The following is a 16,448-nucleotide window of genomic DNA, read 5'->3' as shown; positions in this document are numbered from 1 at the left end:
ACCCCCAGCCGCTATCGGCATGCGCCCAACCGCCGCGTACTATTATTTCAGTTGCTTAAATATCGGCGATTGGAGCTCCATGTACCTGAAGACACTGGTTCCGTCGGCGCTGGCGGTCACGGCCACTGCGGTCATCGGTGGGCTGGCCAGCCGGCCCGCGCAATCATCGTGGTTCGCCGCGTTGAAGAAGCCGTCGTATCAACCTCCGCGACAGGCGTTTCCGATCGTGTGGCCCGCGTTGTACGCCGACATCGCGGCGGTCTCGTCGGCCACGCTCGATGAACTGGAGCGGCAGGGCCGCCACGGCGAACGCCGTGACTACACCCGGGCACTGGCCGCCAACCTTGTCCTGAACGCCAGTTGGTCGTGGTTGTTCTTTAACCGGCGGATGCTCGGGACGTCAGCCATTGCCGCGGGCGCGCTAGCCGCCAGCAGCGCCGACTTGACCCGGCGCGCCGTTGCGGTGCGCGGCGCGACGGCAGCTCCGCTGGCGTTGTATCCGGCGTGGTGCACCTTCGCGACCGTCCTGTCCACGCACATCTGGTTCTTGAACCGGTAGGGCCGACCACCCGCTACGTCCGATTCAAGACTCCCGACGCAACAGGCTCGTACGTAGTGCGGTAGTCCATTCTCCCGTCATCGCGTAGCCGGAAAACTTCACCGCCGCCTTCCTGACACCGGACCACATCACTTCGGGCATCGAAGTTCGCGACACGGAGAGCCACTTCACCACCGTCGGTGGATTCGAGATAAACCTGCCCGTAGCAGGGAATGTCGGGAACCGTGATCGATCAGCACAGTTCACCGATGCGACACGCCCTCTCGATCACAAGCTCGATGGCAAAAGATGCACCACCGTCGGTGTCCGCGACACCTCGCCAGCTGCCTATCATCTCGGCCACGGGGTTCGTGATGGGTGCGGCGGTGGTTGGCGTGGGTTTCGCGGTAGATCCACCGGGCGGTGCAGAATCACCCGAGTTGACGATGATCGTCACCAGCCCGGTGATCGCGGCGGCACCGATCACGCCGATCGCCGCCCATGCCTCTTTCGGGATCCCCCTTCGCACCTCGTCTTCCCCCATTGCCGCGCCTCCGTTCACCGGCAGGGCATGCCACGACCGGCACTACCATGGTCTACGCATGCCGCCACAAGGACTGGAGTAGCCGGATACGCGAATCGCGTTGAATCCATGAGCAGTTCACGGAAGCAGCGAAATCGCGCTCAGGTTCTCCCCACCACCGCAGACCACGCGGCGATCGCCCCCTCGGCGATCGCCGACAACTTCTCCCGGTCCGCGCCGTCGCGCGCCTGTAGCGCCATCCCGTGGTTCACGGTGTTGTAGAACGCTGCGATCGCGCGCGCGTCGGCGTCTGCGGGCACATCGCCTTCGGCGATGCCGCGTCGGATGCGTTCCTCGAAATCGCGCTCGGTGGCCAGCCGCCACTCGGACAGATGCGCGTATACGTCCTGGGTGCGGTCGGTGGCCGTCGTCGCCGACAACACGATCAGGCACCCAGGCGGTTTGCCGGGTTCGATGAAGGCAGTCACGTTGTGGCGCAAGAACTCTGCGATGCCGTCGGCAGCCGTCACCGCGTCGCGCAAGGCTGCCAGCCCCGCCGCGCCCTCGGTGTTGTTGTAATGCGCGACGGCCTCGCGGAACAGCTGCTCCTTGCTGCCGAATGCCGCGTACAGGCTCGGTGAGTTGATCTGCATGGCCGACGTGAGGTCGGTCATCGACGTGCCTTCGTACCCGTGCAGCCAGAACTGCTCCATGGCGCGGTGCAGCGCCTGGTCTCGGTCGAAAGTCCGGGGCCGGCCACGTCCAGCCATGCCGACCCCTTTCTGTAACGAACGACACGAATACCTATTGACAGATGATAGTCGCGGCCATAAATATGTAGTGACCGATACATAAATGGAGGTGGACATGACCGAGCTGACCGGCAAGGTGGCCCTGGTGACCGGCGGCAGTCGAGGCATCGGCGCCGCAGTCGCCCAGGCACTGGCCGAACAGGGAGCCGACGTCGCACTCACCTACGCCAACTCAGCCGAACGCGCCGACGCCGTGGTCGAGAAGCTGGCGACCCGGGGCATCGCCATCAAGGCGGACAGCGCCGACCCGCAAGACATCACGAACGCCGTGCACCAGACCGCGGCCACGCTCGGCGGCCTCGACATCCTGGTGAACAACGCCGGCGTCTTTCCTTCAGGTCCCATCGAAGAGACCTCACTGGAGGACGTCGACCGCACCCTTGCCATCCATGCCCGTGCCGTCTACCTCGCCAGTCAGGCTGCGCTGCAACACATGCCGACCGGTGGCCGCATCATCAGCATCGGCAGCAACCTCGCCGAGCGAGTGCCGTTCGCCGGCGTCACGCTGTACGCGATGAGCAAGTCGGCGCTCATCGGGTTCACCCGCGGACTGGCCCGCGACGTCGGTGACCGCGGCATCACGGTCAACCTGGTCCAACCGGGTTCCACCGACACCGACATGAATCCGGCCGACGGCCCGAGCGCCGACCATCAGCGCACGCTCAGCGCCCTGGGCAGCTACGCCCAGCCGGCCGACGTCGCCGCGACGGTGGCGTTCCTGGCCGGTCCCGGCGGCCGCACCATCACCGGGTCCGTCCTGACGGTGGACGGCGGCACCAACGCATGACGGCCTGGATCATCCTGATCATCGCGGGCCTGCTCGAAGTAGTATGGGCCGTCGCGCTCAAGCAATCCGACGGGTTCACCAAACTCTGGCCCAGCGTGATCGCCATCGGCGGCGCGGTCACGAGCTTCGGGCTGCTGGCCGTCGCGCTGCGAAACCTCCCCGCGGGCACCGGTTATGCGGTGTGGGTGGGCATCGGAGCCGTCGGTGTCGCCATCGCGGGCATGGTCGCCTTCGGCGATGCCGTCACGACGAGTCGAATCATGTTCCTGAGCCTCGTCGTGGCCGGCATCGTCGGCCTTCGATTCGTGGAAGGGTGAACTCGCTCAGTAGCGGGTTTCACACCGAGATCGCGGCCGGGGCCTCTGCCCCGGGTTGCCGGGTCCGGGTGATCCATCCCCAGATCCCCTGCACGGAAGCCCTGTTCAACAACTCCTGATAGAGCTCGTCGGAAACAACCGGGCTCCGACTGAGCAGGAAACCGCTGAATCCGGTGGGGTCGCTGACGATGGCCCACTGGTATTCAGGGTCCAGATCGACGATCCAGTAGTTACCCGGTGGGCTGTCGGACGCGGGGCCGAAGAACGTCACGTTGAGTTTGTTGTTCATCGTGTCGACCGGCAGCGCCACACCGACGATGCGGGACGACGGACCGTTGTTGACGAAGTAGTTCCCGGAGTTCTCCACCCGTACCGAGCCGTCGGGGTTGAGGCGGTACACCGCTTTGGTGTTCACCAGGCCCAGCGAGAAGAACTGCTTGACGCTGCCCACCTCGTACCAGGTGCCGAGGTAGCGGTTCAGGTCGACGATCGGCGCCGGAGCCAGCACCACGCCGGCGGCGTCACCGAGGACGAGGTACTGATCCGGCGCACCGTAGATGCCGGTGCCATCGGTTGGGCCCAGACCCTGGTAGAGGTCGGAGATCCAGCCGTTGGCCAGCGTGTAGACCGCTGCGGTGTTGCCGGGCGGGGAGAATCGCGTGAACAACTGCGCGAAGAAGTCGACGATCAGGTTGCCCCCGATCAGAGCGTCGGCATGTGACCCGTTGACCAGGGTGACACCGACGAACTGACCCGGGCGGGCAGCCACCAGAGCATCGGTGGTGGCGCCGAAGGCATTCCAGGCCTGCGGCGGCGCGGCGATCTGGTACACGGGGATGTCGCCGAGGCCGTCCAGCGCGCTGTCCAAGTCGCGGGATACGCCGTCGAACATCACCACGCCCCGCAGCCGGCGCTGGTTGGGATTGGTGGCGTAGAAGCCACCCACCGCGGCAGCGAACCCTCCGCCGGCGGAATGGCCGGCGAGAATGAACTGCTCCGGCAGGGTGCCCTGGTAGCCGGCCGCGATGGCGCTGGTGTTCAAGGCCTCTTGGCTACCGTCGAACATGGTGGCCACGGCTTGCTGCATGTCGGAGTCGTTGAGCGAGCAACCCGAGCAGCCGAAGGGAAACGACGGTACGTTGGGCGCGACAACCACGCTGTTCGTCTGTTGCGACAGCGATTTCGCCAAGGCCGAGTACCACGATTTGTCACCCAGGAAGCTGTGCTGCAACCAGATGACGCCGGTTGCGGCCACGGAGCCGTCGGCCTGGGTCGGGAAATACCAGTCGGCGGCGGTGGTGAAACCGTTGCTGCCCAATGGGATCGTCAGTGACGAGTGACCGGTGCGGACGCCCGTCACGGGTGCGGGCGCCGGGGATGCGGCCAGTGCTCCCGGTGCGGTGGGCGAAGGGGTCGGCGCAGTCACCGTCGGAGCCACCGGCGGCGTCGACTGCACCGGTGTGCGCAACCGATGCGGCGCTGCCCGTTCGGTACGCGCGTAGCTCACCGACTTCCGTTCGACGCCTGGCTCGGCGCCGGTGTCATCGATGACGATGGTGCGGCGGCCGTCTTTGCGAGTGGGCTCGCCGTCGGCGCTGTGGCGCCGTTGGAGCGTGACCTTCGCGCTGTCGTCGGTGCGCGACGGCGTGGACACATGGTCGGCGGCGTCATCGTTGTCGTTGTTGTCGTTGTCGTTGTTGTCGTTGTCACGGCTGGTCGCGTCGGATCGATCGGTCGCCGGCGAGGAGGCGCGGTCGGCCGCGCTGTCGTCGGAAGCTGACACCGAAGTCGAACTGGCGGCGCCCTCCGGCTCAGCCTGAGCGAGGCCGGATCCAGCAGTCAGTGCTATGCAGGCGCCTGCCCCCAACGCACCCAACCAAAGTGCCCACCGTCGCGACGTCACGGCAGGAATCTAACGCCCACCGGGATGACCTGGAGAATATTGGCGCAGACGTCAGCACAACGTCACTTCATTGAATTCAGGCCGACGTGGCCAAAGCCCGCCGGTCCTCGTCGGCAAAGCTGTCCTCCAACTGCAACGGCGAGGAGTCGACGTCGATCTCGGCCAGCGGCCGCCCTCGCGCGCTGCTGATGGTCCCGAACCGCCGCATCCCCTTGTCGGCGGCGTACTGCTGGAACTCCTCCATCTGCAAGCCGAACGGCACCACGTCGTAGAGCGCCCACCCGTCTTCGGTGTTCTTGAGCGCCAACGGGATCAGCTCGTTCATCCGGGCCTCGAACACCGACCAGTTGGCGTCATCGGCGGCGACGTGACGCCGGCAGGTGAACGTTCCCCAGGCCATGTGCCTGCGCTCGTCGTCACCGATGCGCCGCACCAGTTCCTGCATGCCCGGAAGAATTCCGCGGTCCACGCAGATACGTTGCCAGGCATAGTATCCCGTCAGCGCCATCATGCCCTCGATGACGTGGTTGTAGGTCACCGACGCCCGCACCTGCGCGGCCGGTGACGGGTCGGTGGTCAACGCATCGAGCGAGGCTGGTAACTCGTCGTAGAACATCTGCCGATAGGCGGGCAAGTCGTCGAGGTACCCCTGCAGATCGTCGGTCATTCCGACGGCGTCGAGCCACAACCGGAACACCTGGGTGTGCTTGGCCTCCTCGAACGCGAACTGCGTCAGGTACATCTCGTCACCGAGCCGGCCTTCGGCCCGCATCGCCGCCATGAACGGCTGGATGTCCTGCGTGACGGCTTCCTCGCCGGCGATGAACTGGGCGCACAACCGCGTGGCCCAGTGCCGCTCCAGACTCGACAGTGACTCCCAGTCCTCGCGATCACGGGTGAAGTCGATGTCAGCCGGATTCCAGAACTTGGCATTGCCGCCGGCAAAGAGCTTCAGCGGCAGGCTGTCCCAGTTGAGGCCTCCCGCGGCCAGGGAATCCGAGCGAGTTCTAGACATGATGACCTCCTGCGGTCGGTACTGCGGTGGTGGGCTGAGAAGGGACGGGTGCAAAAGCCGCCGACAAGACGGCGACGAAACGGCGCACGGCCAGTGCCGGCTGATCGGGCGACAACTCATCGAGTCCGAGCACCGGGTCCAGTCCACGGACGTACGGCGCGAGCGCCAGGTGCGGCAGGATCATCAGCAGCAGCGACAACAGCATGTCCGTGTCGGCGTCGCCGCGCAGATCGCCCCGCGCCTGGGCATCACGCACCAGCGGGCGCAGCACCTCGAGATAGTGCCGATGGACCACCGCGCGCACGCTGACCCGGGCGTCGGTGTCCACTTCGAAGCTGGCCGCGGCGTGCAGGGCGCGCTCGCGGGGGTTGTCGGCGAAGTAGGCGACCCAGGCGTCGAGCAGGTCGGTCAGGAACTCGAAGAAGGGGCGGCGGGCGTCGAGACGGTCGATCTGCGCTTCCATGTAGGTCCGGACACGTTGGCTGGCTTGGTCAGTGACGTAGGCGTACAGATCTCGCTTGTCCGCGAAGTACTGGAACAGACTGCCCTTGGCCACACCCGCCCGGCGGGCGATCACGTTCAGACTGCCGGCCGAGAACCCGTGCGTGGCGAACTCGTCCTCGGCGGCGGCCAGCACCGCACCCCGGCGGTCGCCGTCGAGGCGTGCCCATGTCACCGTTGGCATGGCGGCTCCTCACGCTCGCGGTCCACTATGACCACTGGTCATATTAGTGTGATCCAGCGCACAGTCAAGACGCGAGCCGAAGCTAGATCCGCGTTCCCGCTGGGTCACCACCGATGCGCTGGGCCAGCCACACCGGCACGATGGCGACGATCGTCAGCACCGCAGCCACCACGTTGATCACCGGAGCCTGGTTGGGACGGAACAGGTTCCCGAAGATCCAGATCGGCAAGGTCTGCACCGCCGGACCGGCGGTGAAGGTGGTCACCACGATCTCGTCGAAACTCAACGCGAACGCCAGGATGGCGCCGGCCACCAGCGCACCCCGCATCATCGGCAGCGTCACGAACCGGAAGGTCTGCCAGGACGACGCCCCGAGGTCGGCCGACGCGTCCTCGAGACTGGTGCCGAGGCGCCGCAACCGGGCCTGGGTGTTGTTGAACACGATGACGATGCAGAACGTGGCATGACCGACGATGACGGTCGCCATGCCCAGGGTGATGCCCAGCGCCGAGGTGAACGTGGCATTCAAGGCGATGCCGGTGACGATACCGGGCAACGTGATGGGCAGCACCACAAGCAGATTCACCGTCTGCTTGCCGAAGAACTCATAACGTTGCACCGCGAAGGCCACCATGGTGCCCAGCACCAGGGCAATGGCGGTGGCCACCAACCCGACCACCACCGAGTTGCCCAGCGACACCCACATGCCCTCGCTGCGCAAGGCGGCGCGCCACCACTGCAGCGTGAAACCCGTCGGCGGGAAGGCGAAGGTATTGGAGGCGTTGAAGGCGTTGATCACCACCAACACCAGTGGCGCATAGACGAATACCAGAACCAGAACAGTCCACACACCGGTGAACCCGCGTAGCCTCGACCCCAGCATCAAACGTTCTCCGAAGCCCCGGTGCGCCGCATGGCCAACAGGTACAACACGATCGCCAGCAACGGGATCAACGACAGCGCCGCCGCCATCGGCTGGTTGTTGGCCGTGACCAGTTGGCCATAGATGACATTGCCCAGCATCTGGGTTTTGCCGCCGACGATGGTCACCGCGATGTAGTCACCGAGCGACAGCGAGAAGGTGAAGATGGAGCCGGCCGCGATACCGGGAAACACCATCGGCGCCACCACCAACCGCAGCGTGCTCAGATCGGAGGCGCCCAGGTCGGCACTGGCGTCCACCAGCGAGTCGGGGACCCGTTGAAAGGCCGCGAACACCGGAATCACCATGTACGGCAACCACAGATACGTCAGGGTGATCACCGTGGCGGTCAACCCGTAACCCGGTGACCATCCGGTGGCCCACGACAACGGCCCCTCCGGTGACAGCAACATTCGCCACGCGTACGCCTTGACCAGGTAGCTCGCCCACAGCGGGGTGGTGACGGCCACCACCAACACGATCCGCATGGTCGGTGACGCGAATTTCGCCATGAACAGCGCCAGCGGAACCGCCAGGACCGCACACAGCACGGTCACGGCCAGTGCCACCAACAGTGTTCGCAACGCCACCGCCCTGATCACCGGGTCGGTGAGCACCCGGATCAGATTGTCCGTGGTGAAGGTCCGCACCACCGCACCGGTGAAGCTGTTGGTTCCCCAGAATGCCGAAACCAACAGCACCGCAAGTGATCCCAGGTAGGCGATGACCAACCACGCCAGCGGCGGGATCAACAGGAACGCCAGCGCCGCCCTCTCCCGCACGCGCGGCGACAGCGCCGAGGGCATCAGCCCTTGATCTCCTGCCACTTGGTGACCCACTGGTCGTAACTGGTGCAGTTGTCACCACTGCCGTCCACACACTTGGTCTGCGGCGTTGTCCAGTAATGGATCTGGGCGGCGTAGTCACCGTCGGTGGCGTGGTAGGTGGCGCAGTGCTGCTTGTCGGCGGTCAGGTCACACGATTTGGTCTGTGCCGGTGCCTCACCGAAGTATTCGGCCACCTGGGCGTTGGCCTCGGGCGAGATGATGTAGTCCATCCACTTGTACATGCAGTTGGGATGGGCGGCCTTCGCCGACAGCATCCACGTGTCCGACCAACCGGTGGAGCCCTCCTTGGGCAGCACGGTGCCGATCTTGACCTTGCCGTCGGCCTCGATGGTATTGGCGATCACCTGCCAGCTGGTGCCGATCACGGTGCTGCCGGACTCGAAGGCCTGCACCTCTTTGGTGTAGTCCGACCAGTATTCGCCGATGTTCTCCTTCTGCTGCTTGAGCAGATCGGCCGCGGCCTCGAGCTGTTCGCTGGTCAGCGAGTACGGGTCATTGATCCCCAGCTCGGGTTTGGTCTTCGACAGGAACAGCGCGGCATCGGCGATGTAGATGGGCGAATCGTAGGCGGTGACCTTGCCCTTGAACTCAGGTGCCCCCGGGAACACCGCGCCCCAGGAATCCGGGGCAGGTGTCACGGCATCGGCGTTGTACATCAACAGGTTTGCGCCCCACCCGTGTGGAACGCCGTACATCTGGCCGTCAACCGAGTTCCACGGTTTGTCCTTGAGGAAATCGACGACGGTGGCGTAGTTGGGTGTCAGGTCGGTGTTCACCGGCGCCACGTCGCCCGCGTAGATCAGCCGCAGCGTCGCATCCCCGGACGCCGAGACCCCGTCGTACTGACCGCTGCGCATCAGCTGCACCATCTCGTCGGAGGTGTTGCCGATCTTGATGTTGACGTTGCAGCCGGTCTGCTGCTCGAACGGTGTCACCCAGTCCACCGCCGGGTCATTGGAGCCGTCCTCGGCGTAGCCGGGCCAGGCGATCAGGTTCAGCTCGCCCTCCCCGTCGCCCACCTCGGTGGCGGCCTCGATCTCCGGCGGACCCTCCGACGTGCCGCCCGAGTCGCTCGAACTCGAACACCCGGCCAGCAGCAGCGCTCCCGCCGCCAGCGCAACGCCCAGGCGGCGATAGGTGATTCTCATGGCGACTCCTTTGTTGGGTCCGAGGTGAGATCCAGAACCGCCGTGTCCGGCCAGGCCAAGACGACGGGGGTGCCGTGGGTGAGGGCGGTGGACGCTTCCGCCGACAGCAGTGTCGCGGTGAGCCGGGCGTCTTCGGACAGGCCGGTGACCGTGGCCGCGATCCGCGTGATGGGCCCGGCATAGACCACCTCGGCCACCTCGGCGGTGACGGTGCGCTGCCCGGCGGGCACCGGCGCCTCGGGACTGAGCACCGCGATGCGTTCCGGGCGGATGGCGTGCGTCCCCCGCTTCCCGATGACCGCTTCTGCCGCAGCGCCGTCCAGAACATTCGAGGTACCGACGAAATCGGCCACGAACCGGTTGGCGGGGTTGTCGTAGACCTCGCGGGCGGGCCCGATCTGTTCGATCCGGCCGTTGTTCAATACCACCAGCCGGTCGCACAGCGTCAGCGCCTCGTCCTGGTCATGCGTCACGATCACGAAGGTGATGCCGACCTCGCGCTGAATCGCTTTGAGCTCGACTTGCATCTGTTCGCGCAGCTTGAGATCGAGCGCACCCAGCGGTTCGTCCAGCAGCAGGACCCGGGGCCGTCCGACGAGGGCGCGGGCCAGCGCGACGCGTTGCTGTTGACCGCCGGACAGTTCCGCCGGCTTACGGGCCGCGAACCCCGCCAACTGCACCATCTCGAGGGCCTCGCCGGCACGACGCCGACGTTCCGGCTTCGCGACACCGCGGACGCGCAAACCGTATTCCACGTTCTGCGCGACGGTCATGTGGGGGAACAGCGCGTACTGCTGGAACACGGTGTTGGTGTCGCGCTGGGCGGGCGGGAGCGCGGTGACGTCCCTGCCGCCCAGCTTGACGGTGCCTGCGGTGGGCTGTTCGAATCCCGCGATCAGCCGCAGCAGCGTGGTCTTGCCCGAGCCGGACGGCCCCAGGATCGCGAACAGCTCACCGTCGGCGACGGCGAGATCGGCGCCCTCGACGGCCACCACCTTGTCCCCGAACTCCTTGCGGACGCCGATCAGTTCGATCTGCGGGACAGCCGGGGCATGGCTCGGCCCCGCACCCTGCTGTGACACGGCCGTACCGGATGGCATGGAGGCATACTAAGAACTCCATTGCGTTGCCGCAGGATTAGCGCGATTCCCGTCAGGCGGCGGTGATCACCACGGCGAACCGCTGAACCACCCCGTCGTCGCCCTCCCAGGGCCTCCAGCATTTGAAACCCAGGGTCACCGACCCGGCACCACGAACCAGCACGCGGAACACCGCCACTCCGGACGCCCCGACCACCGACGGTGGGTAGTCGGCCGAGGTGTCGAGGAGCTCGACGACAGCGGCGTCGACGTCCTCTGCGGCCCAGCGGTATCCGGTGGTGGCGTTCTCGGCCAGCCGGACCTCGACGGTGTCACCGACGCGCACGGTGACCCTGGTGCCGTTGTCGTGGTCGGTCAGCGTGATCAGAGTGTCACCCCGTAGCTCTCGTTGAAGAAGGCGTCCCTGATGTAGTTCTCACTGGCGTAGGCGAATCCATCATCACCCCAGCCGGTGCCCCAGCTGTTGCGAATGATGAATCGCTCGTCGTCGGTGTAGCCCACCACAGCCACCGCATGTCCACCGCGGGTGGTCCCCGGCTTGAAGACGTCGAGCTTTCCACCGGTGTCGGTGGCCTTGTCCCAGGTCGAATCGACGTTGAGTCCCACCAGGATCGGGCCGCGCTGCACCAGCCAGGATCGCCAGTTGTCCAGTTCGAGACCGAGGTTGAAATAGGACGCCACCTTGTACCGCGCGGCAGCCGCATAGAAGGCGTTCTCGTTACCGATGTACATCGCGGTGTCGATCTTGAAGGGCAGCAGTGACTCCGGGACCGCCCCGTAATCGCGTAACACGTCGACCGCCGACTTGAGCGTGGTACCCGCACCCTCGATCATGGTCTGGGGTCGGCTGGTGAACACGTCGGTCTCCTTGCAGGCCATCCAGACGAACCGCGGTGAGAGTTTGGTGTCCTCCGGCAGTCTGCCGGCGGCGCCGAAAACACCGCGGGCCACACCGTCGGCCGTGGCCCAGCCCACGCATGACCCGGTGGCGCCCTGATCCCCGATGGTCCACCAGGGCTCACGCAGATCGAGACTCGACGGGTTCGCCCGTACCGCACCGAACGCCCCGGCCTCGACGGCATCGGTGAAACGCCAGTCGGTCCTCGTGCTCGCCTCCGGTGTCGGCACCAGATTGCAGATACGGCTCTGTTCGGCACGCTTGTTGGTTGTTTTCGCCATGATCGGGCCCCCTGTAGGAACAGTGGACGCGCGGAATTGCGCAGCCGTGAAAATGGTGGCCGGACCGCCGGGGCCGAGCACGAGTAGCGCGGTACTCTATTCGCCCCGTCCAGCGGCGGGGACCATCGCGGGCAGGCGAAATTCCCTCGCCGGCGCCCACTCCTGCTGTGGCGTCTCACTTTTCGAAGGAGTTCAGATGTCCACAACAAAGACAGCGGTACCCAAGCGCAGCACCGACACCACCAACGTCGTCGCCGCCCCGGTGCCCGAGACCCATCTGGTGCTGGGCACCGGCGTCGGGGAGGATCCGCACGACAGTCCGGCGTCGCGGGACGGCAAGACCAATGGCAAGACCAATGGACAGCGGGCCGGCGCCAACGCCTACGGCTTCTTCTCCATCGAGACCTTCGCCAACTCCAGTCCACTGACCTACACCCACGACGATGCGCAAGGGTTCTACGACTACGTGGCCGGGTTCACCGCGCCCAACTTCTGGTACCGCGACGGCAATGTGGCCAACTGGGCTTACTACGAAGAGTTCGACAACTGGCAGGACACCTACGGAGCCGATGCCGTCAACGTGATGTACCACTCCGGCCACGGCGGCCGCCTGGCCGACGGCCGGGTGTGGTTCCCGATGGGTGCCAGTTGGTCGGATCAGGGCAGCGACGCCTGGTCTGACCAGATGCGCTTGGGCAACGAACGAGCCAACTACCTGTTCTGGTCGACGTGTTTGGCCTGCCCGGTCTACGCGCCGCTGAATCCGCTCAGCGCTTGGGGCAACTCGAATCTCGGCTTCCGGATGCTGTTCGGGTTCGAGACCATCAGCTACGACAACCCGAACTACGGTAGGTACTTCTTCGAGGAGTGGAACAAGGGCAAGTCGTTCAGCACGGCGTGGATGGATGCCAGCTGGCGGATCTCGACCGGCCAGGTGCCGTCGGTCGTCGCGGTGGGGGCCAACCAGGCCGAAGCTGCCGACCGTCTGTACAACGAGCGGTCTTTCGCGTGGCAGCATGCGAGCCGGGACTGGTGGGAGTGGCGCTGGTACAACGCCGCTCGGATGGCCCCGTCGAACATGGCGACGCGCGAGAAACTGACCGCCATCCCGGACGATCTCTCGGTGGCCCAGCTGCGACCGATTCAGATCGGCGAGAACGTGTTGCGTTCTGAGGTGAACCGGTACGGGTTACCGCTGACCGTGCCGCGCGAGATCACGGTGTCCCGCAGCGGCGCCTACCGCGTGGTGCAGGACAACGCCGGTGTGGCATTCGGTGCGGACGGCTCGGTGGAGGCGCAACTCGCCGCATCCAATTACCGCAATCACAACCAGCTTTCGCTCGATCAGGTGGCCGCCATCGCCCAGGAAGCGGTGAGCCTGTACGGGTTGAACCGCGACGCGCAGCTGGTGTTCGACAGCGTGCGGTACGCGATGGAAGCCGGTGGCAGCGCTCAGGGCGGCGGAGAGCTGTTGGACCCGTTCGTCACCGAGACGACGGTTCAGTTCAAGCAGCTCATCAACGGCCTGCCCGTCGTCACCCCCGGTGCCGGCGAAGTACGGGTGTCGGTGGACAACGACGGGACGGTCACACGCGTGGCGGACTCGACGCGCACCGTGGACCGGCTGACCCGGGGCAACGCCCAACCCACACCCGCGCCCGACGGCACCGAGGTGTCCGCACGCGCTTCGGCCGACAGTGCAGAAGCACGCCTCGGCGCCTCGTGGGCCAGGCACCTGTCGCGGTGGGCGCTGCGGGGTCAGATGCCGGTGGGGTACTCCGTGGTGCCCGCCACCACCGAGATCGGTTACGCCGTGGCCGGCGATCAGGCCACGCTGGTGGCCTCCCGCGATATCGAGGTCGACTTCGGCAGCGGTCTGTACAAGCGCTACCGGGTGGAAGCGCCGATCACGGGCTAGGTCCACTCACTGCCGCCGCGGCACGATCATCGTCGGTACCGGCGCATGCCGGAGGATTCGTGCCGCGGCGGAACCCAGGAACACCTGGGCGGCCGGCCCCGCCGCACCGGAACCCAACAGCAGGAGGTCGCCGGGCTTCCACTGCAGGGAGTCCACCGCCTCACGCCACGTCGGCCCGGCCCCGATCACCACTTCGGCGTCCAGAGTGTCGATCCCCGAGCGGATCTCCTGCATCTGCTTGGCGATCCCCTCCTGGGTCCGGCGCGCCCATGCGTCGACCACAAGATCTTCGGCCGCCGGCTCGATGCCGCCGCGGAACATCCGCGGTGGGCGCACGGTGAAGGAGGCGATCCGCAGGCGCGCCGACCACCGCTGGGCCAGTTCCGCGCTGGTGGCCACCAACCCCACCGCGTCGGCCTGCCCGCCATAGGCCACCGTCAGCCGATTGATCTGACCCGAATGTGCCGGATATCCGCGCGGCGCGATCGCCACCGGTACCGCGGCGGTGTGAACCAGTCGATCGGTCACACTGCCCAGGGCGACCCGGCCGAGCAGTCCAGACGATGACGACCCGACGACGACGAGCTCCGCGTTCATCTCAGCGGCGAGTTCGGTCAGACCCGCCGGAATGGAGGAGGCTTGATGCACCAGCTGCCACACGTCCAAGCCGCGGGGCATCTGCTCCGCCATCTGTGTCAGTGCGTCCTTGGCCTGGGCGGCAATGTAATTCAGATATTCGTTCTCGACGGCACCCGCCTTGGGTGGCCACGGCCGCTCGACGATGGCGACGGCCACGATCCTGGCTCCGGTGCACCGTGACACCTGCGCCGCCAGATACAGCGGCGCCATCCCCTGTCGGCTCGCGCTGAACCCCGCGATGATGGTCATCGCGGGACCTGATTGACCTCAACCGATCTCGCCACCACGTGGGTGACGGGCAACTTGAACTGGGCACGGGCGCGGTCCACGACGTCGAAGCGCTGCCAGATCGATGACTCCGGCGGCAGGGTCGAGATGACGATCTGGTCCGGGCCGAACCTCCCGACCGCGTGTTCCAGTGCCCGCAGGGGGCGTTCATCACCGAGTTCGCCGTCGGCGTCCAGGTTTTGACCGCGCAGTGCAGACAGGGTGGTGTCGAGCCGCGCCTGTGCCGCCTCCTGCGTGGCTTCGGAGACATCGCGCGGTCCGTGCGTGGCCGCGGCACCGGTGTCGACGGGGCTGGCGGGCACCACCACGAGATACCGGGTCTCCCGGTCGGCCCCGATGCGCTCCAGTTCCTCGAGCAGCTCCGCGGAATCGACGGTGTGATTGGCCAGCACGAGTACCCGGTGTGGCGTCACGGTCGACACCTCGTCCGTCACTGCCGGGCGCCGCTTCACGAACCACTTGTTCGCGGCGAACAACACGATCACCACTGCCCAGGACAGCAGGCTCAGCACCAACTGGGAGCGCAGCGCCGGATCGATGAACATCTGCACCAGAATGGCGACGATTGCCACCGCGGTGAGGATGGAAAGCACAGGGAACAACCACATTTTCACCCGCAGCTCCGAATCCGGAGTCCGGTAGCGCAGCACGATCTGCGACAGGGCGATCAGCAGGTACACGAACAGGATGATCGCGCCACTCGAATTCAGCAGGAACGCAAAGATCGTGTCCGGTGACACCGCCGCGGCGATCACGCAGAGGAACCCGACCACCGACGACGCCAGGATCGCGTTCATCGGCACCCCTCGCCTGGTGACCCGCACCAGCGCGGACGGCGCCTCCCGTCGAGCGGCCAGCACGAAGAGCATCCGGGAAGCGGTGTACATGCCGGAGTTCAGGCAGCTCAGCACCGCGGTCAGCACCACGGCGTTCATCACGTGGTCGGCGTACGGGATGCCCATCTCGGTGAACGCCGCGACGAACGGTGAGGCCGCCATCCCCGCGTCGTTCCACGGCAGGATCGTCACCAGCAGCAGCACCGCCCCGACGTAGAAGACCAGGATGCGCACGATCACCGAGTTGGCGGCTTTGGCCACCGCCCGTTCGGGATCGGCGGATTCCGCAGCCGCGATGGTCGCGATCTCGGCACCCACCATGGAGAAGATGACCGTCACGATGCCGACGGTGATCACCCCGAAACCCAACGGCATGAATCCACCGTTGTCCGTGAGATTCGAGAAATCAGCCGACTTTCCGGGCCACAGCCCGAAGACGAACGCGGCACCCAGAGCGATGAACGCGATGATCGCGGCCACCTTGATACCGGCGAACCAGAACTCGAATTCACCGTAGGAGGCCACCGAGAACAGATTGGTGGCCGTCATCAGCACCATGAAGATCAGTGCGGACAGCCACAGCGGCACGTCGATCCAGTACTGCACGATCTTGGCACCGGCGATCGCTTCGAAGCCGACCACGATCACCCAGAAGTACCAGTACAGCCAGCCGACGGAGAAGCCGGCCCAGTCGCCCATGGCGTTGCGCGAATAGTCCGCGAACGACCCGGTGGACGGGTTCGCGACGGCCATTTCCGCGAGCATGCGCATCACCATGATGATCAGCACGCCGGCCAGACCGTAGGTGATGAAGGCGCCGGGACCGGTATCGCCGATCACCACCCCCGAGCCGACGAACAGCCCCGCGCCGATGACACCACCGATGGCGATCATGGTGAGCTGTCTCTGCGAAAGCGCCTTCTTCAGAGTGGGTGCTGCGCTCATGAGATCCCCCAACCGCCTACTGGACGATGAACCAACCTGGGGTAC

17 protein-coding genes are annotated in these 16,448 nt (G+C 65.9%); 5 read left to right on the top strand and 12 right to left on the bottom strand.

The window, feature by feature from the left end; genetic code table 11:
* Nucleotides 1–79: 79 nt before the first annotated feature.
* Nucleotides 80–559: a TspO/MBR family protein gene (locus AC3A6P_RS22490; protein WP_487694021.1), complete on the top strand. Its 480-nt coding sequence runs from the start codon at nt 80–82 to the stop codon at nt 557–559.
* A gap of 224 nt (nt 560–783) precedes the next feature.
* A complete protein-coding gene (locus AC3A6P_RS22485; protein WP_487694020.1) occupies nt 784–1,164 on the top strand; it encodes a hypothetical protein in 381 nt (126 codons plus the stop codon).
* Nucleotides 1,165–1,222: 58 nt separating this feature from the next.
* Here AC3A6P_RS22485 and AC3A6P_RS22480 read toward each other — a convergent pair whose 3' ends face one another.
* On the bottom strand, nt 1,223–1,831 hold the full coding sequence (locus tag AC3A6P_RS22480) for a TetR/AcrR family transcriptional regulator (RefSeq protein ID WP_487694019.1): 609 nt from the start codon (nt 1,829–1,831) through the stop codon (nt 1,223–1,225).
* Between the two features lie 97 nt (nt 1,832–1,928).
* Here AC3A6P_RS22480 and AC3A6P_RS22475 point away from each other — a divergent pair, with 97 nt between their 5' ends.
* Both AC3A6P_RS22475 and AC3A6P_RS22470 read left to right on the top strand, forming a co-directional pair.
* The gene (locus tag AC3A6P_RS22475; RefSeq protein WP_487694018.1) at nt 1,929–2,660 is read left to right on the top strand and encodes a 3-oxoacyl-ACP reductase family protein; all 732 of its coding nucleotides are present in this window, start codon (nt 1,929–1,931) and stop codon (nt 2,658–2,660) included.
* The gene (locus AC3A6P_RS22470; RefSeq protein ID WP_487694017.1) at nt 2,657–2,977 is read left to right on the top strand and encodes a DMT family transporter; all 321 of its coding nucleotides are present in this window, start codon (nt 2,657–2,659) and stop codon (nt 2,975–2,977) included. Before AC3A6P_RS22475 ends, AC3A6P_RS22470 begins: the two co-directional genes overlap by 4 nt.
* Nucleotides 2,978–2,996: 19 nt before the next feature.
* Here the strand turns inward: AC3A6P_RS22470 and AC3A6P_RS22465 are convergent, their stop codons facing one another.
* The 9 genes from AC3A6P_RS22465 to AC3A6P_RS22425 all read right to left on the bottom strand — a co-directional run bounded on the left by AC3A6P_RS22465 (nt 2,997) and on the right by AC3A6P_RS22425 (nt 11,777).
* The gene (locus AC3A6P_RS22465) at nt 2,997–4,880 is read right to left on the bottom strand and encodes a lipocalin family protein (RefSeq protein WP_487694015.1); all 1,884 of its coding nucleotides are present in this window, start codon (nt 4,878–4,880) and stop codon (nt 2,997–2,999) included.
* Nucleotides 4,881–4,956: 76 nt separating this feature from the next.
* The gene (locus AC3A6P_RS22460; RefSeq protein ID WP_487694013.1) at nt 4,957–5,895 is read right to left on the bottom strand and encodes a R2-like ligand-binding oxidase; all 939 of its coding nucleotides are present in this window, start codon (nt 5,893–5,895) and stop codon (nt 4,957–4,959) included.
* The gene (locus AC3A6P_RS22455) at nt 5,888–6,580 is read right to left on the bottom strand and encodes a TetR/AcrR family transcriptional regulator (protein WP_487694012.1); all 693 of its coding nucleotides are present in this window, start codon (nt 6,578–6,580) and stop codon (nt 5,888–5,890) included. Before AC3A6P_RS22455 ends, AC3A6P_RS22460 begins: the two co-directional genes overlap by 8 nt.
* Nucleotides 6,581–6,662: 82 nt before the next feature.
* On the bottom strand, nt 6,663–7,463 hold the full coding sequence (locus AC3A6P_RS22450; protein ID WP_487694011.1) for an ABC transporter permease: 801 nt from the start codon (nt 7,461–7,463) through the stop codon (nt 6,663–6,665).
* Complete coding sequence (locus AC3A6P_RS22445; protein ID WP_487694009.1) at nt 7,463–8,308, bottom strand: ABC transporter permease; 846 nt, start codon at nt 8,306–8,308, stop codon at nt 7,463–7,465. Before AC3A6P_RS22445 ends, AC3A6P_RS22450 begins: the two co-directional genes overlap by 1 nt.
* Complete coding sequence (locus AC3A6P_RS22440; protein ID WP_487694007.1) at nt 8,308–9,498, bottom strand: ABC transporter substrate-binding protein; 1,191 nt, start codon at nt 9,496–9,498, stop codon at nt 8,308–8,310. Before AC3A6P_RS22440 ends, AC3A6P_RS22445 begins: the two co-directional genes overlap by 1 nt.
* Nucleotides 9,495–10,598, bottom strand: coding sequence for an ABC transporter ATP-binding protein (locus AC3A6P_RS22435; protein WP_487694006.1), 1,104 nt, complete (start codon nt 10,596–10,598; stop codon nt 9,495–9,497). Before AC3A6P_RS22435 ends, AC3A6P_RS22440 begins: the two co-directional genes overlap by 4 nt.
* A gap of 52 nt (nt 10,599–10,650) precedes the next feature.
* Nucleotides 10,651–10,923 (bottom strand): protease inhibitor I42 family protein, encoded by a 273-nt coding sequence (locus tag AC3A6P_RS22430; protein WP_487694004.1) that lies wholly within the window; start codon nt 10,921–10,923, stop codon nt 10,651–10,653.
* Nucleotides 10,924–10,961: 38 nt separating this feature from the next.
* Entirely contained in the window at nt 10,962–11,777 is an 816-nt protein-coding gene (locus AC3A6P_RS22425; protein ID WP_487694003.1) for a C1 family peptidase, read from the bottom strand.
* 196 nt (nt 11,778–11,973) lie between these two features.
* Between AC3A6P_RS22425 and AC3A6P_RS22420 the strand changes: the two genes are divergently transcribed.
* The gene (locus AC3A6P_RS22420; protein ID WP_487694002.1) at nt 11,974–13,695 is read left to right on the top strand and encodes a DUF6345 domain-containing protein; all 1,722 of its coding nucleotides are present in this window, start codon (nt 11,974–11,976) and stop codon (nt 13,693–13,695) included.
* 6 nt (nt 13,696–13,701) lie between these two features.
* Here the strand turns inward: AC3A6P_RS22420 and AC3A6P_RS22415 are convergent, their stop codons facing one another.
* Nucleotides 13,702–14,583 carry a universal stress protein gene (locus AC3A6P_RS22415; RefSeq protein ID WP_487694000.1) on the bottom strand — a complete coding sequence of 294 codons (882 nt, stop codon included), beginning with the start codon at nt 14,581–14,583 and terminating at the stop codon, nt 13,702–13,704.
* Nucleotides 14,580–16,403 (bottom strand): amino acid permease, encoded by a 1,824-nt coding sequence (locus tag AC3A6P_RS22410; RefSeq protein ID WP_487693999.1) that lies wholly within the window; start codon nt 16,401–16,403, stop codon nt 14,580–14,582. Before AC3A6P_RS22410 ends, AC3A6P_RS22415 begins: the two co-directional genes overlap by 4 nt.
* Nucleotides 16,404–16,448: the final 45 nt, after the last annotated feature.

The sequence above is a fragment of the Mycobacterium sp. Soil_C_30 genome (assembly GCF_057656995.1).
This window is presented reverse-complemented; position numbering and strand designations above follow the sequence as displayed.

What these genes read in the sequence shown, in the direction of transcription:
- AC3A6P_RS22490 (WP_487694021.1), top strand. Translation starts at nt 80, where the DNA reads ATGTACCTGAAGACACTGGTTCCGTCGGCGCTGGCGGTCACGGCCACT.
- AC3A6P_RS22480 (WP_487694019.1), bottom strand. Translation starts at nt 1,831, where the DNA reads ATGGCTGGACGTGGCCGGCCCCGGACTTTCGACCGAGACCAGGCGCTG.
- AC3A6P_RS22475 (WP_487694018.1), top strand. Translation starts at nt 1,929, where the DNA reads ATGACCGAGCTGACCGGCAAGGTGGCCCTGGTGACCGGCGGCAGTCGA.
- AC3A6P_RS22470 (WP_487694017.1), top strand. Translation starts at nt 2,657, where the DNA reads ATGACGGCCTGGATCATCCTGATCATCGCGGGCCTGCTCGAAGTAGTA.
- AC3A6P_RS22460 (WP_487694013.1), bottom strand. Translation starts at nt 5,895, where the DNA reads ATGTCTAGAACTCGCTCGGATTCCCTGGCCGCGGGAGGCCTCAACTGG.
- AC3A6P_RS22455 (WP_487694012.1), bottom strand. Translation starts at nt 6,580, where the DNA reads ATGCCAACGGTGACATGGGCACGCCTCGACGGCGACCGCCGGGGTGCG.
- AC3A6P_RS22450 (WP_487694011.1), bottom strand. Translation starts at nt 7,463, where the DNA reads ATGCTGGGGTCGAGGCTACGCGGGTTCACCGGTGTGTGGACTGTTCTG.
- AC3A6P_RS22445 (WP_487694009.1), bottom strand. Translation starts at nt 8,308, where the DNA reads ATGCCCTCGGCGCTGTCGCCGCGCGTGCGGGAGAGGGCGGCGCTGGCG.
- AC3A6P_RS22440 (WP_487694007.1), bottom strand. Translation starts at nt 9,498, where the DNA reads ATGAGAATCACCTATCGCCGCCTGGGCGTTGCGCTGGCGGCGGGAGCG.
- AC3A6P_RS22435 (WP_487694006.1), bottom strand. Translation starts at nt 10,598, where the DNA reads ATGCCATCCGGTACGGCCGTGTCACAGCAGGGTGCGGGGCCGAGCCAT.
- AC3A6P_RS22425 (WP_487694003.1), bottom strand. Translation starts at nt 11,777, where the DNA reads ATGGCGAAAACAACCAACAAGCGTGCCGAACAGAGCCGTATCTGCAAT.
- AC3A6P_RS22420 (WP_487694002.1), top strand. Translation starts at nt 11,974, where the DNA reads ATGTCCACAACAAAGACAGCGGTACCCAAGCGCAGCACCGACACCACC.
- AC3A6P_RS22415 (WP_487694000.1), bottom strand. Translation starts at nt 14,583, where the DNA reads ATGACCATCATCGCGGGGTTCAGCGCGAGCCGACAGGGGATGGCGCCG.
- AC3A6P_RS22410 (WP_487693999.1), bottom strand. Translation starts at nt 16,403, where the DNA reads ATGAGCGCAGCACCCACTCTGAAGAAGGCGCTTTCGCAGAGACAGCTC.